The sequence below is a fragment of the Curtobacterium sp. MCPF17_011 genome (assembly GCF_003234145.1).
Taxonomy (GTDB): Bacteria; Actinomycetota; Actinomycetes; order Actinomycetales; family Microbacteriaceae; genus Curtobacterium.
This window is the reverse complement of sequence record NZ_QKSK01000005.1, coordinates 14,411-29,172: the sequence shown is the minus strand read 5'-3', so window position 1 is coordinate 29,172 and position 14,762 is coordinate 14,411. Positions and strand designations below refer to the sequence as shown.

Genomic DNA, 14,762 nt, shown 5'->3' with positions numbered 1-14,762 from the left:
CGGGTACCCGTCCGGCATCATGTCCGGATGAACCCCGTCGCCGCTGGCCCGTTCGGCGAGCCCGTGACGGTGACCACACCGACGGCCGCCCGAGGCGCGTGCTCCCACGATCGTCGCACGGACCATGCCGGGGCTACGCTGCCGGTCCTGGTCGGTGCGATCGCGGCCGGGGTGGCCTGGGTCCGGCTGTCGGCCGCCGTGTGGGACGTGCTCCAGGACGAGGACGCGGCGCTGTTGACCTGACCCCAGACTGCTCGACCATCCGGAGCGACGCCTTCCCGGCAGGGGACGCCGACGCGCCCGTGCCCGTACGACACCGCAGAGAGAACCATGGCTGACCTCCAGATCCCACGCACCCTCGTCATCGTCCCCACCTACAACGAGGCCGAGAACGTCGCCGACATCCTCGACCGGGTGCTCGGTGTCGTCCCCGAGGCGCACGTGCTCGTCGTGGACGACGGCAGCCCGGACGGCACCGGTGACCTCGTGGCGGGCCGCGCGGCCGACGACGACCGGGTGTACCTGCTCCGACGGTCGGGCAAGCTCGGCCTCGGGACGGCCTACGTCGCCGGGTTCCGGTGGGGACTCGAGCGCGGGTACGAGCTGCTGGTCGAGATGGACGCCGACGGGTCCCACCCCGCGGACCGCCTGCCCGCGCTCATCGCGGCGGTCGCCGACGCGGACCCGGCCGACGACGTCATGCTGGCCATCGGGTCCCGCTGGACGACCGGCGGGTCGGTGGTCGACTGGCCGAAGCACCGCGAGCTGCTGAGCCGCGGCGGGAACGCCTACGCCCGGATCATGCTCCGGCTCGACGTGCACGACATCACCGCCGGCTTCCGTGTGTACCGCGCGGACGTGATCGCCCGGATGGCACTCGAGGAGATCGACTCGAAGGGCTACTGCTTCCAGGTCGACATGACGCTGCGCGTGCACGACCTCGGCGGCTCGATCGTCGAGGTCCCGATCCGGTTCCGCGACCGCGTCCACGGGGTGTCGAAGATGAGCCAGGCCATCGTCGTCGAGGCGATGCTCCGCACCACCCAGTGGGGCCTCCAGCGCCGGTTCCGCCCGCGGGTGCGACGCGCCTGACGAAGACCTGCCGCGCTGCTCGACCGCCCCGCGCGCTCCCGGCCGCCCGCGATCCGGCCGCCCGCGGTCCTGCAGTCGCCGGTCCGCCCGTCTGCGGCTCAGGCGTGCAGGAGCCGACGACGCCAGGACCGACGGCGTGCCGAGACGACGAGCACGGTCACGAACACCATCAGACCGGCGCCGTGCAGGAGCGTGCTCTCGGCCACGCTCGTGACGCCGAGCAGCACGAGCACGGCGGCCGGCCAGACGTAGGCCACGCCGGGGTAGGTCGTCGCGGTGACCCAGGAGCGGGCGAACGCGAGCAGCGCCGCGGCCACCAGCAGCAGCATGCCGGCCAGCCCGACCTGCAGCCAGGCGTCGACGACGACGTCGAGACCCGAGGTGAAGCGGACGCCGGACGGGTCGACGAAGGTGACGTACGGCACGACGGGTTCGCTCGGCCACGACCCGACCCACCCCCAGCCCTGCACCGGGTGCTGCTCGATGAAGTCACGGATCTGCGACCAGAGCGCCAGCCGCGTCGACGTGCCGCCGGCGGCCCCGATCTCGGGCAGGACCCGGTTCCGCGCGACCACCAGGACGGTGCCGATCGCGAGCACGAACACCCCGAGGACCGTGTTGACGACCGGGCGGGACGCCGGCCTCGCATGCCGGAGCGACCACATCGCCAGCGCGGCGACCGTGAGCGCGATCATCGCGAGCCCGGTGATCGGTGACTGCACGAGCATGAGCGTGATGACCGCGAGGGCGGTGGAGCCGATGGCGCGCCAATGCGGGACGGACCGTGTGAGGTACTCGACCACGAAGGTGACGAGCGCCGTGGCGGCGATGAAGCCCATCACGTTGCGCGTCCCGCCGATGCCCTGGATCGGGCCGCCGTACGCGATGTCGCCGTGGATCCCGAACGCGGGGAACGGGACGTCGAGGACCAGGCCGGAGAGGACCTCCAGCGCGAGCGCGACGACGAGCAGGATCCGGAAGGCATCACCGCACGCCCGGATGACCTGCACGAGATCGCGGCCGAGCGCCAGGTAGAGCCCGAGCCCGACGAAGCCGAGCGTCTCGGCGAAGCCACGGAGCGCGACCCAGGAGTACTCGCTCCAGAGCACGCTGAGCCCGCAGTACCCGACGAACGCGAGCAGTGACAGCGGCAGGACGCCGTGCCACTCGATCCGGTAGCGCTGCCCGAGCAGGCTGAGGCCGGCCAGGACGACGAGCGTGACGAGCACGGCCCAGGTGCCGGCGGTCCCCACGAGCACCCGCACGGTCGGCTCGCCGAAGGCGAAGAGGACGATCGCGGTCGCGAGCGCCTGGCTGAACCGTCCGCCGGCCGAGAACCCGATCCAGGCGGACAGGTACCGGCGCGCGAGCACGACTCGCGTCGTCCGGGCATCCGTCATCCGTCCATGATGGCGCACCCCGCTGGGGGCGTCCGACGCCATCCCGGAGCGTCGATATCGCGGATCGTCGGTCTCCGCACTACCGTCGAGGCCGATGGGACACGCGGCGCGGGGCGGGAGGTCGGCACTCGCCGCGGTGTCCGCCGTGGTGCTCGTGGGCGTGCTCGCCGCCGCGAGCGCGTGGTTCCGCCTCGGTCCGGTCGCCCGCGGCACCGTGTGGGCCGAGGACGGCGGACTGTTCCTCCGCGAGCACCTGGCACTCGGGCCGGTGGCGAGCCTGCTCCACCCCTACGCGGGCTACCTGCACCTCGTGCCGCGGCTGGTCGTGGACCTCGCGCTGCTGTTCCCGGTCGCCGACTACGCCCTCGTCGTCTCGGCGACGTCCTGCCTGCTGGCAGGTGCGGTGTGCGCGGCGGTGTTCGTCCTGGCGCGGGACGTCGTGCCGTCGTGGCCGCTCCGGCTCGTGCTCGCCGTGGTCCCGGTGGCCCTGCCGACGGCACCGTGGGAGGTCTCCGGCAACGCGGCGAACCTGCACACCTTCGCGCTGTTCCTCGCGCCGTGGGCACTGGCCCACCGGAGCCGGACCTGGTGGGGTGCCGGAGCCCTCGGCGTCGTCACGGTCCTGGTGCTCGCGACCGAGGCGCAGGCCGTCCTGTTCCTCCCGCTGCTCGTGCTCGCCTGGCTGCCGGCACCCCGCGGCGGCGGCCGCCTCCTGGCGCTGCCCGTGACCGTCGCGGCCGTCGCTGCCGCGACCGCGCAGGTCGTGACGGCCCTCACGACACCGCGCGCCTCCACCCCCGGGCACCCGACCGTGCCCGACGTCGTCGCCGGGTGGCTGTTGCAGACGATCGGCGGCCTCTGGGACGCCGACCTGGGAGCCGTGGCGGGGAAGGTCGTCGACCACGGCTGGTGGGTGCTCGCCGTGCCGTCCGCGCTGGTCCTCGTGGTCGTCCTGCTCGGCAGCGCGGTCGCGCTGCGCACCGGCCGTGGTCGCGCCGCGGTCCTCGCCCTCGCGCTCGCCGTCGCTGCCGCCGTGGTCTGGACGGCGGCCCTCCTCGCGAACCGGTCCGCCGACGGCCGGTGGTCGCAGGTCGCCCCGGCGGCACTCCTCACCGCGACGCCCTCCCGGTACGCGGCCGCGGCCGGGATGCTCCTCACGGCCGCGGTCGTGGTCGCCGCCGCGGTCCTCGTCGACCGGGTGGTCACGCCCGGCGGGAGCGGTCGTCGGGTGGCGGTGCGGGCCTCCCGGCCAGGAGGCGCGGCCCACCTCGTCGGGGCGGCCGTCGGCTGGTGCGTGGTCGCGGTCCTGGTGACGACGTGGGTGGTGAACGCCCCCGGGAGCGCCCAGCGGAGCACCGGCCCGGAGTGGCAGCCGCAGTTCCGGGACGCGGTCGCGACCTGCCGGGCGGACCCGACGGCCGTCCTCGACATCCGCACCCAGCCGTGGGGCGCCGCGGTCCCGTGCACGCTCGTCCTCCGCGACGGCTGACGTCCGGAGGCCTCACCTCGTCAGGGGTTCGCCGCCCACCGGAACGCGCGCTTCGCGATCGGGGTCCGTGGACCGTCGCCGACCGACGGTGGTTCCTCGGTGACCAGGACGATCCGCGACTTGATCGCGAGCAGTGCGAAGAGCACCCAGTTCCCCTGGTAGAGCAGCCGCGACTCGGCGATCGCCTGCACCAGGAGTGCCACGACGACGAGCAGCGGGAACAGCCCGACCGCGTCGAAGGGGCGTGGGGCGAGGTCGGGGCCGAATCCCACGCGGGTGGCACCCGCCCAGGAGCGGCTGAGCGTCGTCACGACGTAGACCGCGAAGAGGACGAGGCCGACGATGCCGGTCTGCATCCAGACGTCGAGCGCGGCGTCGTGCGCCTGCAGGTAGGTCACGCCGTTGCGGGGTGCGAGCTGTGCCAGCAGCGGGATGTCCGGCCACCAGTAGCCGATCCAGCCGAAGCCGAGCACCGGGTGCTGCTCGATGAGCCCCCAGACGGCCGTCCAGATCGTCCCGCGACCCGTCAGGTCCGAGGACCGGCCCAGCACGGCGACCAGCGTGTCCTTCGCGAGGACGGTGCCGACCACCACGACCACCAGGCCGAGCGCGATCGCCCCGTACCGGGGCGCGCGGCGTTCGGTCGGGACCCGGCGCATCCACAGCGCGAGGGCCAGGACCACCAGCACGACCAGGGCGGCCACGAGCACCGTGCTCGAACGGGTCAGAGCGGTCACCAGCACGGCGACGACGAGCCAGCCGATCGCCCGCATCCGGCGCATCCGGCCCTCGGCGAGCTGGACGGCGACGACGATCGCGGCGAGCAGGGCCACCATCGCCAGGAGGTTCGCGTTCCCCGGCAGCCCCTGGATCCGTCCGCCGGTGAAGAGCTCGGCGCGCGAGAAGTAGAACGCGTCCGGGACGTCCCGGTCGCCGTAGTCGGTCCAGATCGGAGCGATCGGGTGCCGGACGACGACGGCGACGACGGCCTCGAAGAGCAGGGACAGCCCGAGGACCCACCGGAACGCCAGGCTCATCGCGTCGAGGATCCGACGCCAGGTCAGGGTCGAGGCGATCGCGAAGGCGACCAGGGCGCACAGCACCTGGGCCACGGTGCTCGCCAGCGTCGCCGGCCGCCAGTGCGACCAGAGCACCGAGACCAGGCACCAGGCGAGGAAGAGCCAGAGCGCCCGGGGCGTGCGGGACAGCGGTGGGCGGGCACGGACCACGACGCTGACGCCCCAGGCGCCCTCGAGCGCCCAGACCGCCGCGGCACCCCACCACGTGATCGTGTTCGGGACGGCGTCGCCGGCGGACAGCGTCAGCAGGACCGTGGCGGCGAGGGCGAAGGCCTCTCGTTCGGGCACGGAGCCGCGCGCCAGTGGCCAGGTGTTCGTCACGGAGGACAGGTTAGTGCCGCTCACCGCCCGAGCGTCCGGAGTGCGTCGGCGAGCGCGCTGCCGAGGGACGGGGCCAGGGTCCGCGCGAACGTGGCGGTGAGGTGCGTCGGGTCACGGTGCACGACGACGCCGCCCACCACGGCCGGGCAGGTCGTGGCGGTGCAGTACCGGTCGGTCAGGTCCACGAGCGCGGCACGGTGGCCGAGCCGTGCCACGGCTTCGGCGGAGCCGTCGAACGCGGCGAGCGCGGCGGCCCGGGGTGAGTCGCAGACGTCGGTCGTGGGGCCGGTCATCCGACCGAGGCAGTCCAGGGTGTCGTTGCCCGCGACCGGGTTGTCGCGGATCGCGATCACCGGCACCCCGGCGTCCGTGGCGTTCCGCCATGCACCGACCAGGCCGTCGACCACGGTGGCGTCGTTCGTCGAGCCGGCCGGCACGATCACGGGGCTCTTCGTCGCCGCGTGCGTGACGACGAGGGCGTCGAGGTCCGGGTGGTCCCGCACCCAGGCGAGCGCCGCCTGCTTCCACCCGTTGCAGCTGGCCGTGTAGGCGTCGGACGGTGCCTGCTGCTCGGCAGTCGTCAGGTAGCAGCCGATGTGCCCGGCGACGTCGATCCGCCAGTTCCGTTCGCGCGCGATCGCCGCGTAGGCACTGATCAGCGCGTTGTTGTGCGAGTCGCCGATCGCCGCGATGTGCTTCGTGTAGCCGGTCGCCGGTCCGAGGCGGCAGACGGCGAGGTCGGGCGTGGTGTTCGACCAGCACGCGGGTCGGTTGGCGTCGTCGGTGCCCGCGGCGGCCGGCGCCGGGACGCGGACGTCCGCCAGTCGCGGGTCGGTGCACGGGTCCGCGGTGCCGACACCGGCGGCGGCGCCGAAGCAGGGGACGTCGCCGGTCTCGAGCGACCGCTGGTAGGCCGCCGCCTGCGTCTGCTGCACCTCGAGCGCGCCGAGTGTGGAGGCCCCGAGGGCGACCACGAGGAGGGTGCTGGCGATGCCCCAGAGTGCCACGCGCCGTGGCCGCAGTGCCGTCACGCGGGCCGAGAACCGCAGGGGTTCCTCGACGAAGCGTGTCGTGAGCGCCGCGAGGGCGATGCTGCCGACGAGGATCGCGACCTTGCTCCGGGTGCCGAGCGGGTGCCCGGTGACGATCGGCAGCAGGACGACGGCCGGCCAGTGCCAGAGGTACACGGCGTACGAGATCCGGCCGAGTGCCGCGACCGGCGCCCACCGACCGAGCACGGTCAGGCCCGACGACCCGCCGAGGAGGACCACGAGGCCCGCGCCGACCACGGGCAGCAGGGCGGCGGTGCCGGGGTAGGGCGTCGTCGGGGAGATCGTCCACAGGGCCGTGACGAGCATGACGACGCCCAGCCAGGCACCGCCGCCGCGCAGCCGGTCGGCTCCGTTCCCCCGTGGCGTCGCCGCGCGGGGGACCGTGCGCAGCGTGGCCGCCAGCCCACCGAGGGCGAACTCCCACGCCCGGGTGGCGGTGGAGAAGTACGCGATGCCCGGCGCGGTGCGGGTCTCGACCACGCACCAGACGAGCGAGAGCACCACGACGGTGCCGAGCAGCAGTCGGGCGGTGTGGACCGGGGACGCGGAGCGTGACCCGCTGCGCGCGTGGCGGCGGACCGCGGCCAGCACCACCAGCAGCACCGGCAACGCGATGTAGAACTGCTCCTCCACGGACAGCGACCAGAAGTGCTGGAACGGCGACGGGTCGTTGTCCGAGGCCAGGTAGTCCACCGCGTCCGAGGCGAGTTGCCAGTTCTGCAGGTACACCGTCGACGCGATGAGCTCACGCCCGTACTGTCCCCACAGGGTGCTCGGCACGAGGACGAGCACGGCCGTGCCGGTGGCGAGCAACGTCAGCGCGGCGCCGGGCAGCAGGCGCTTCGCCCGGCGGGCCCAGAACGCCGCCAGCGCGATCCGTCCCGAGCGGACCTGCTCCCGCAGCAGGTGTCCGGTGATGAGGTACCCGGAGACGACGAAGAAGACGTCGACCCCGACGAACCCGCCCGGCACTCGGTTCGGCCACAAGTGGTAGACGACGACGGCGAGGACCGCGAACGCCCGCAGCCCCTGGATGTCCCAGCGGGTCCGGTCGGCGTGGTCGGAGGCGGGGCGGATCGGCTCGGACATCGCGGAGAGTCTATGTATCGCGGATCGTGCACGTGGTGTGCCGCTCCCGTCCACCGCCGCCGGATACGCTCGACCCATGTTCCTCGGCATCACGAACACCCCGCGCGACTACGCCTGGGGGTCCGTCTCCGCGATCCCCGAACTCCTCGGACGGACCGTCACCGGCGTCCCGCAGGCCGAACTCTGGCTCGGCGCCCACCCCGGCAGCCCGAGCGTCGTGGTCAACCCCGCGATGGTCGGCGGCGCGGACACGGTGCTCGACTGGATCGCCGCCGAGCCGCAGACGGCCCTCGGCGACGACCGCACCGGACTGCCCTTCCTGCTCAAGGTCCTCGCCGCCGCCGCACCGCTCTCGCTGCAGGCGCACCCCACGCCCGAGCAGGCGCGCGAGGGTTTCGACCGCGAGGAAGCGGCCGGCGTCCCGATCGACGACCCCGCCCGCAACTACAAGGACCCGTTCCCGAAGCCCGAACTCGTCGTCGCGCTGAGTGACCGGTTCGAGGCACTCAGCGGGTTCCGTCCGGTCGCCGAGGCGCTCGCCGACGTCGAGACGCTCGACGCCGGGTCCGGCCGACTCGGACCGCTCGTGGTGCACCTGCAGCAGGGACTCGAGGACACCGTGCGTTGGCTCGAGGAGACCGACGACTCCGCCCGTGCCGTGATCGGCGCGGTCGGGCACCTGGCCGAGGAGGCCGTGGCCGCTGCCGTCGCCGCCGGGACCGCCGTCTCGCCGAACACCGCGACCGCCGCCGACCTGGCCCGGACGTACCCGGAGGACCCGGGCGTCGTCGTCTCGCTCCTCATGCACCGCGTGACGCTGACCCGAGGCGAGGCCATGTACCTGCCGGCCGGGAACATCCACGCGTACCTCGACGGCCTGGGCATCGAGCTGATGGCCCCGTCGGACAACGTCCTGCGCGGCGGCCTCACGCCGAAGCACGTCGACGTCCCGGAGCTGCTCCGGGTGCTCGACTTCACGGCGTACCCGGCGCCGCTGCTCGAGCCGGAGCACCTCAGCCCGGCCGTCGACCGCTTCGCGCCCGAGGGTGTCGGTTTCGCACTGGTGCGCGTCACGAGCGACGGGCGGCCGGTCGGGCTCAGCACGGGTGGTACCGCCCCACTGTCGGGTCCGTCCATCGCGATCTGCACCGAGGGCGTCGTCACGCTGGTCGGGACCAACTCGGCGATGCTGCTCCGTCAGGGGGAGTCCTGCTACATCACGCCGGACGAGGGCGACGTGTCGGTCGAGGCCGACGCCGGCAGCGGCCGCACCGCGACGGTCTTCATCGCCACCGGCGCGTAGCGCGTAGCGCGGCGCCGGGACGGGGAGGCGGCGGGGCAGCCGGTCCGCCGTCCCACCGGCCCGTTCCGCTAGCGTGGCGACATGAGTTGGTTGGTCACCGGCGGTGCCGGGTACATCGGGTCCCACGTCGTCCGCGCGCTGGTCGCTGCGGGCATCGACACGGTCGCGTTGGACGACCTCTCGAGCGGCTTCCGCGCCTTCGTGCCGGAGAGCGTCCCGTTCGTCGAGGGCACGATCCTGGACGGCGGACTGCTCGCCCGCACGCTGCGCGAGCACGACGTGACGGGTGTGGTCCACGTCGCGGGCTTCAAGTACGCGGGGGTCTCGGTCGAGCGGCCGCTGCACACCTACGAGCAGAACGTCACCGGCATGGCGACCCTGCTCCGGGCGATGGCGGACGCCGGTGTCGACAAGGTCGTGTTCTCCTCGAGTGCCGCGGTCTACGGCACGCCGGACGTCGACGTGGTCGTGGAGGAGACCCCGAAGGCGCCGGAGTCCCCGTACGGCGAGTCGAAGCTCATCGGCGAGTGGCTGCTCCGCGACATGGAGGTCGCCGCGGGCTTCACGACCACGTCGCTCCGATACTTCAACGTCGTCGGTTCGGGGGAGCCGGACCTCTACGACGCCAGCCCACACAACCTGTTCCCGCTCGTCTTCGACGCCCTGCTGGCCGGCCGGACGCCGCGGATCAACGGGGACGACTACGCCACGCCGGACGGCACCTGCGTCCGTGACTACGTGCACGTCGCCGACCTGGCCCACTCGCACGCGGTCGCTGCACGCAAGCTCGAGGCGGGCGAGCCGCTCGAGCGCGCCTACAACCTCGGCAGCGGTGACGGCGTGAGTGTCCGTCAGATCATGGACGCGATGGCTCGCGGGACCGGGATCCACTTCCGGCCCGAGATCGCGCCGCGTCGCGCCGGGGACCCAGCACGCATCGTCGCCACCGGCGAGGCGGCCGGTCGTGACCTCGAGTGGGCGATGCGACACACGCTCGACGACATGGTGACGAGCGCCTGGGAGGCCCGGCAGCGCGCCGCGTAGACAGCGCACGACCGCCACGCCCCGCCTCCACTTCGGGCGCGGGGCGTCGCTGTCCCCCGAAAGGCCCGCAGACACGCCGCGACACGCCCGAATGGGGGACATGCCACGGCGGAAGCCGGAGGGGCTTCTATGATCCGCGACTTGACTCCGGGTAATCACACCGATGTAATTACACCGACGACATCGTCGTCAGGTTCCCGAACCGAGACGTCAAGGGGTGATCAGGGTGAGCGCATCCGACTTCGAAGCCGGAGTGCCGGACGACTGGCACGTCGACCCCGTCGCGCTCGGTGTCCCGGGCGTCCGCCGGTCGACCGAGGCCGACGAGGAGAACCCGCTCGCGTGGCAGGTGGACTCGCTCTGCGCGCAGACCGACCCGGAGGCGTTCTTCCCGGAGAAGGGCGGCTCCACCCGCGAAGCGAAGAAGATCTGCACCTCGTGCGAGGTCCGGTCGCAGTGCCTCGAGTACGCGCTCGAGAACGACGAGCGGTTCGGCATCTGGGGCGGTCTCTCCGAGCGTGAGCGTCGCAAGCTCCGGAAGCGCGCCTGAGGCTCCCACAGGTTCACGCCGCGCCGTCGTGCGCGGCCGGCACCGTGCCTCCCGGCCCGTAGAGTCGCTCCCGTCATGCAGCCCAGTGCCTCCACGCCCCGCGTCACCGCGATCCTCGTCGCAGCCAACGGGTCGGACCATCTCGACCGCACCCTGAACGCCCTGGCGGCGCAGACCCGCCCGCCGGAGGGGCTCGTGGTGGTCGACGTCGGCTCGACCGACGGGTCGACCTCCGAGCTCTCCTTCGGCGGCAGCGCCCAGCTGTCCCGCATCGCGGCCGGGCGGCCCTTCGGTGAGGCGGTCCGGCACGGCGAGCAGGTCGCCCCCCGCGCCGAGGCCCAGGACGGCGTCGACGAGTGGCTCTGGCTGGTCGGCCACGACAACAGCCCCACGCCCGGCACCCTCGCCGCGCTCCTCGGTGCCGTCGAGATCGCCCCCTCGGTCGCGATCGCCGGCCCGAAACTCGTCAACGTCGACGACCCGGCCCGCATCGCCGCGTTCGGCGAGAGCATGACGCGGATGGGGCGCTCGATCACCCTCGTCCAGGACGAACTCGACCAGGGCCAGCACGACCGGCACACCGACGTGCTCGGTGTCTCCGCGGGTGGCATGCTCGTCCGCCGGTCCGTGTGGAACAGCCTCGGCGGCTTCGACCCCGCGCTGCCGGACGTCGACGCAGCCCTCGACTTCTCCGTGCGTGCCCGCCTCGCCGGCCACCGCGTCGCCGTCGTCCCGGACGCCCGGGCCACCAGCGCCGGTCCGATCGAGGAGTTCGGCCGCGCGAAGGTCTCCGAGCGGCGCCGTGTGCGGATGCACCGCCAGGCGCAGCTGCACCGCCGCCTGACCTACTCGTCCGCCGGTGTCCTCTGGATCCACTGGCTGACCCTCGTGCCGTTCGCCCTCGGACGGGCGATCGGACACCTCGTCGCGAAGCACCCGGCGGCGGTCGGCGGTGAGCTCGCCGCCGCGTTCGCGGTCGCCTTCGGCGGTGGGGTCGGTCGTGCCCGGCGGACCCTCGCGGCGAACCGGAAGCTCGGCTGGGGGGCGATCGAACCGCTCCGGATCAGCTGGCGACGGGTGCACGAACACCGCACGACCTCCCGCGACGTCGAACTCGCGCGCGTCGAGGACGCGCCCATCGCCCGAGCGTCCTTCCTGGCGGACGGCGGCATCTGGGTGGTCCTGGCCGCCGTCGTGCTCAGCGTCGTGACGCTCTTCCCGCTGCTCGGCTCGCCTGCGCTCACCGGCGGGGGACTGCTGCCGCTCAGCACGGACGTCGGCGACCTCTGGCGGAACGTCGGCTACGGCTGGCACTCCCTCGGCACCGGCTCCACCGGCCCGTCCGACCCCTTCGCCGCGGTGCTCGCCGTGCTCGGCTCGATCACGTTCTGGTCGCCGTCGACCTCGATCGTGCTCGTCATGCTCCTGTCCTTCCCGCTCGCCGCCCTCGGCGCGTGGGCCGCGGTGCGCAAGGTGACGACGCGGACCTGGGTGCCGGTCATCGGCGCCGTCCTCTACACGGTCGCACCGGCCCTCGTCGGCGCGGTGACCACCGGCCACCTCGGGGCGGTGATCGCCCACGTGCTGCTGCCCTGGCTGTTCCTGACGCTGGTCGAGGCGCACCGGTCGTGGGCGTCGGCCTCCGGGGCTGCGCTGCTCTTCGCGGTCGTCGCCGCGTCGGCACCGTCGCTCCTGCCGGTGCTCCTGATCGGCTGGCTCGTCGCCCTCGTGGTCGGCTGGCGGCACGCACACCGACGGGTATTCGTGCCGGTGCCGGCCGCCGTGCTCTTCGTCCCGCTCGTGCTCGCGCAGATCGCCCGGGGCAACCCGCTCGCCGTCTTCGCGGACCCGGGAGTCCCCTCCGCCACCCCCGCGCCGAGTGCGCTGCAGCTGGCGATCGGGCAACCGCTGCCGGACTGGAACGGTTGGCTGTCCGCCGTCGCGCCGCTCGGCCTCGGCGACGCCGTGCTGCCGGTCGCGATGGCCGTGCTGGCCCTGCCGGTCGCCGCGTGCGCCATCGGTGCCGTCCTCGGCCACCGCTGGTCCCTGGCGGGCACGGCGCTCGTTGCCGCCCTGCTCGGCTACGCGACCGCGTTCGGGGCGACGCACCTCGCCGTCACCGGCGTCGGCTCCACCACCACGATCGTCTGGCCGGGCAGCGCCCTGTCGGTGTTCGCGCTCGCGATCGTCGTCGCGGCGTGCATCGGCATCGACACCGTCCCCCGGGCGGCCCCGGTCGTCGGGCTCGTCGCCTCGGTCTTCGCGGCCGTCGCGGTGGCTCCCGCCTTCGCCGCCTTCTACCTCGACCGTGCGGCCATCCAGCCGACTTCGGGCCGGGTGCTCAGTGCGTACGTCAACGCCGAGGCGCAGGCGAACCCCGACGTCGGCACGCTCGTCGTCCAGCCGCAGACCGACGGGTCGCTCGCGGTCGCCCTCGAGCGCGGCCAGGGCTCGACGCTCGACGACCAGTGGACCCTCGACGCGACCGCCCTCTCGCTGAGCCGGTCCGGCAGCCGCCTGGCGACGCTCGCCGGCAACCTGGCGAGCCGCAGCGGCTACGACCCCGAGCCGGCGCTCCGTGACCTCGGCATCAGCTTCGTCCTGCTCGATGACGCTCCCGACGACGCCGAGGCCCGCGCGGTCCACGATCGGGCCGCCGGGGCGATCGGGCAGGACGCCCGCTTCACGAGCATCGGGGAGACCGCCAGCGGGTCGCTCTTCCACTACGAGGGCGACGTCGACCGGACGAGCACGGGCTCGGCCGCCGCGAAGGCGACCCACGTGCTCTACCTCGTGGTCATCGGCGTGGTCTTCGGCGCGGCCGCACTGCTCGCCGTGCCGACCGCGCCCCGCCGCCGCCGTGCGACGTCGAACGTCCTCGAGGCCGACGAACCCGCCACCACCTTCGACGAGGAGCGCGACGAATGAGCACGAGCACCGCGCGCCGCTGGGCCCTCCGCGGCACCGCCACCGTCGTGGCCGTGGTCGTCGCGGCCGGCACGATCGCCGCCGCGCACACCATCGGCACGACCGCGGACCCGGGGCACCCGGCCGGGCGGACCGTCACCCCGGTGCCGGCCGCCGCCGAGCGGGTCTGCGCCGGCAGCGCGCTGCGTCTGTCCGACGACGCCGGCAACGACGCCACCCGCGCGAGCACCATCGGGTCGCCGGAGATCGCCACCGCCACCACCGGCGACCGGGTCGACCGGAGCGAGCTCGGCAGCGCGAGCACCGGCAGCAGCGTCCCGACGCTCCTCACCGCACCGGCGGGCGACACCGCTCCGCAGGTGGCGGGCAGCAGCTCCCAGAGCGTGTCCGACGGCGACGTCGTCGGCGTGGGGGCAGCCTCCTGTGACGACCCGTCGCAGTCGACCTGGCTCGTCGGCGGTTCGACCGAGACCGGTCGCACCAGCCTCGTCACCCTCAGCAACCCGACCGACGTCAACGCGACCGTCGACCTGTCGATCGCCGACACCAGCGGCACCGTCAGCGCACCGGGGACCACCGGCATCGTGGTCGCCCCGAACTCGCAGAAGGTCGTCCCGCTGTCCGGTTTCGTCACCGACCAGGGCTCGACGGTCGTGCACGTCACGTCCTCCGGCGGCCAGATCGTCGCCCACATGCAGGAGACCGTCGTCCGGACGCTCACCCCCGGCGGCTTCGACATCGTCTCCGGCGGAGCGGCCCCGTCACGGACCCAGGTCATCCCCGCGGTCGTGCTCGAGGACGCCGAGGGGGCGCAACGTGGCGAGGACACCGCCGATGCCGCTCCGGTGCTGCGTCTCTACGTCCCCGGCACCGAGGTCGCGCGTGTCACGCTCGGCATCACCACGGCCGACGGTGGCGGGACCACGGTCGATGCCACCGCCGAGCCGGGCGTCGTCACCGACGTGCCGCTCGACGACTTCCCGGACGGCCGCTACTCGTTCACGATCGACTCGTCCGTGCCGATCGTCGCGGGGGCACGCACGACGACCCCGACCGACGACGGGCGGACCGACCTCGGCTGGTTCGCGTCGGCCGAGCCGCTCTCCGCCACCACGGTCACGGCGGTCGCCGCCGGCTCCGGTGCTCGCCTGAACCTCGTCAACCCGACGCGGCAGGACGCGACCGTGACGGTGCGGTCCGGTGACGACGCGCAGGAGGTGCAGGTCACCTCCGGCTCGACCACCACCGTGACCGTGCCGAGTGCGCAGCAGGTCACGATCAGCGGCGCCGAGGGCCTTGTGGCCGGAGTGACGTACCAGGGGGACGACGGCATCGCCGGGTTCCCGGTGCGCCCGGAGACCGAGGTCTCCAGTCCGGTGCGCGTCTACCCGTAGCGAGCGAGGCCGTCGGGTGCC

The 14,762-nt window shown here is 73.6% G+C and carries 11 protein-coding genes; 8 read left to right on the top strand and 3 right to left on the bottom strand.

Translation table 11 applies throughout. From position 1 onward, the window contains the following. The first annotated feature begins 27 nt into the window (after positions 1-27). Positions 28-243, top strand: a complete 216-nt coding sequence (locus DEJ25_RS07530; RefSeq protein WP_111044307.1) for a hypothetical protein — start codon at positions 28-30, stop codon at positions 241-243. A gap of 87 nt (positions 244-330) precedes the next feature. Further along, complete coding sequence (locus DEJ25_RS07525) at positions 331-1,092, top strand: polyprenol monophosphomannose synthase (RefSeq protein WP_111044306.1); 762 nt, start codon at positions 331-333, stop codon at positions 1,090-1,092. A gap of 98 nt (positions 1,093-1,190) precedes the next feature. Here DEJ25_RS07525 and DEJ25_RS07520 read toward each other — a convergent pair whose 3' ends face one another. Then, a complete protein-coding gene (locus DEJ25_RS07520) occupies positions 1,191-2,492 on the bottom strand; it encodes an O-antigen ligase family protein (RefSeq protein WP_111044305.1) in 1,302 nt (433 codons plus the stop codon). Positions 2,493-2,586: 94 nt separating this feature from the next. Between DEJ25_RS07520 and DEJ25_RS07515 the strand changes: the two genes are divergently transcribed. Next, positions 2,587-3,981, top strand: a complete 1,395-nt coding sequence (locus DEJ25_RS07515; protein WP_111044304.1) for a hypothetical protein — start codon at positions 2,587-2,589, stop codon at positions 3,979-3,981. Between the two features lie 20 nt (positions 3,982-4,001). Here DEJ25_RS07515 and DEJ25_RS07510 read toward each other — a convergent pair whose 3' ends face one another. Both DEJ25_RS07510 and DEJ25_RS07505 read right to left on the bottom strand, forming a co-directional pair. Further along, on the bottom strand, positions 4,002-5,405 hold the full coding sequence (locus tag DEJ25_RS07510) for an O-antigen ligase (protein WP_146240632.1): 1,404 nt from the start codon (positions 5,403-5,405) through the stop codon (positions 4,002-4,004). Then, positions 5,402-7,522, bottom strand: coding sequence for an acyltransferase family protein (locus DEJ25_RS07505; protein ID WP_181427371.1), 2,121 nt, complete (start codon positions 7,520-7,522; stop codon positions 5,402-5,404). The genes DEJ25_RS07510 and DEJ25_RS07505 overlap by 4 nt, the downstream gene beginning before the upstream one ends. 76 nt (positions 7,523-7,598) lie before the next feature. On the opposite strand from DEJ25_RS07505, the gene manA reads away from it, so the two are divergent. The 5 genes from manA (at position 7,599) to DEJ25_RS07480 (ending at position 14,741) form a co-directional block, all read left to right on the top strand. Beyond that, complete coding sequence (manA, locus tag DEJ25_RS07500) at positions 7,599-8,825, top strand: mannose-6-phosphate isomerase, class I (protein ID WP_110904737.1); 1,227 nt, start codon at positions 7,599-7,601, stop codon at positions 8,823-8,825. A gap of 81 nt (positions 8,826-8,906) precedes the next feature. Beyond that, positions 8,907-9,869, top strand: a complete 963-nt coding sequence (gene galE, locus DEJ25_RS07495; RefSeq protein ID WP_110904724.1) for a UDP-glucose 4-epimerase GalE — start codon at positions 8,907-8,909, stop codon at positions 9,867-9,869. Between the two features lie 217 nt (positions 9,870-10,086). Next, on the top strand, positions 10,087-10,419 hold the full coding sequence (locus DEJ25_RS07490; protein WP_375334548.1) for a WhiB family transcriptional regulator: 333 nt from the start codon (positions 10,087-10,089) through the stop codon (positions 10,417-10,419). 75 nt (positions 10,420-10,494) lie between these two features. Next, positions 10,495-13,347 carry a glycosyltransferase family 2 protein gene (locus DEJ25_RS07485; RefSeq protein WP_111044301.1) on the top strand — a complete coding sequence of 951 codons (2,853 nt, stop codon included), beginning with the start codon at positions 10,495-10,497 and terminating at the stop codon, positions 13,345-13,347. Next, positions 13,344-14,741, top strand: coding sequence for a DUF5719 family protein (locus DEJ25_RS07480; RefSeq protein WP_110904721.1), 1,398 nt, complete (start codon positions 13,344-13,346; stop codon positions 14,739-14,741). Before DEJ25_RS07485 ends, DEJ25_RS07480 begins: the two co-directional genes overlap by 4 nt. Positions 14,742-14,762: the final 21 nt, after the last annotated feature.

Excerpts from the sequence above, each read along its gene's own strand:
- DEJ25_RS07530 (WP_111044307.1), top strand. The coding sequence starts at position 28 with ATGAACCCCGTCGCCGCTGGCCCGTTCGGCGAGCCCGTGACGGTGACC.
- DEJ25_RS07525 (WP_111044306.1), top strand. The coding sequence starts at position 331 with ATGGCTGACCTCCAGATCCCACGCACCCTCGTCATCGTCCCCACCTAC.
- DEJ25_RS07520 (WP_111044305.1), bottom strand. The coding sequence starts at position 2,492 with ATGACGGATGCCCGGACGACGCGAGTCGTGCTCGCGCGCCGGTACCTG.
- DEJ25_RS07515 (WP_111044304.1), top strand. The coding sequence starts at position 2,587 with ATGGGACACGCGGCGCGGGGCGGGAGGTCGGCACTCGCCGCGGTGTCC.
- DEJ25_RS07505 (WP_181427371.1), bottom strand. The coding sequence starts at position 7,522 with ATGTCCGAGCCGATCCGCCCCGCCTCCGACCACGCCGACCGGACCCGC.
- manA (WP_110904737.1), top strand. The coding sequence starts at position 7,599 with ATGTTCCTCGGCATCACGAACACCCCGCGCGACTACGCCTGGGGGTCC.
- galE (WP_110904724.1), top strand. The coding sequence starts at position 8,907 with ATGAGTTGGTTGGTCACCGGCGGTGCCGGGTACATCGGGTCCCACGTC.
- DEJ25_RS07485 (WP_111044301.1), top strand. The coding sequence starts at position 10,495 with ATGCAGCCCAGTGCCTCCACGCCCCGCGTCACCGCGATCCTCGTCGCA.
- DEJ25_RS07480 (WP_110904721.1), top strand. The coding sequence starts at position 13,344 with ATGAGCACGAGCACCGCGCGCCGCTGGGCCCTCCGCGGCACCGCCACC.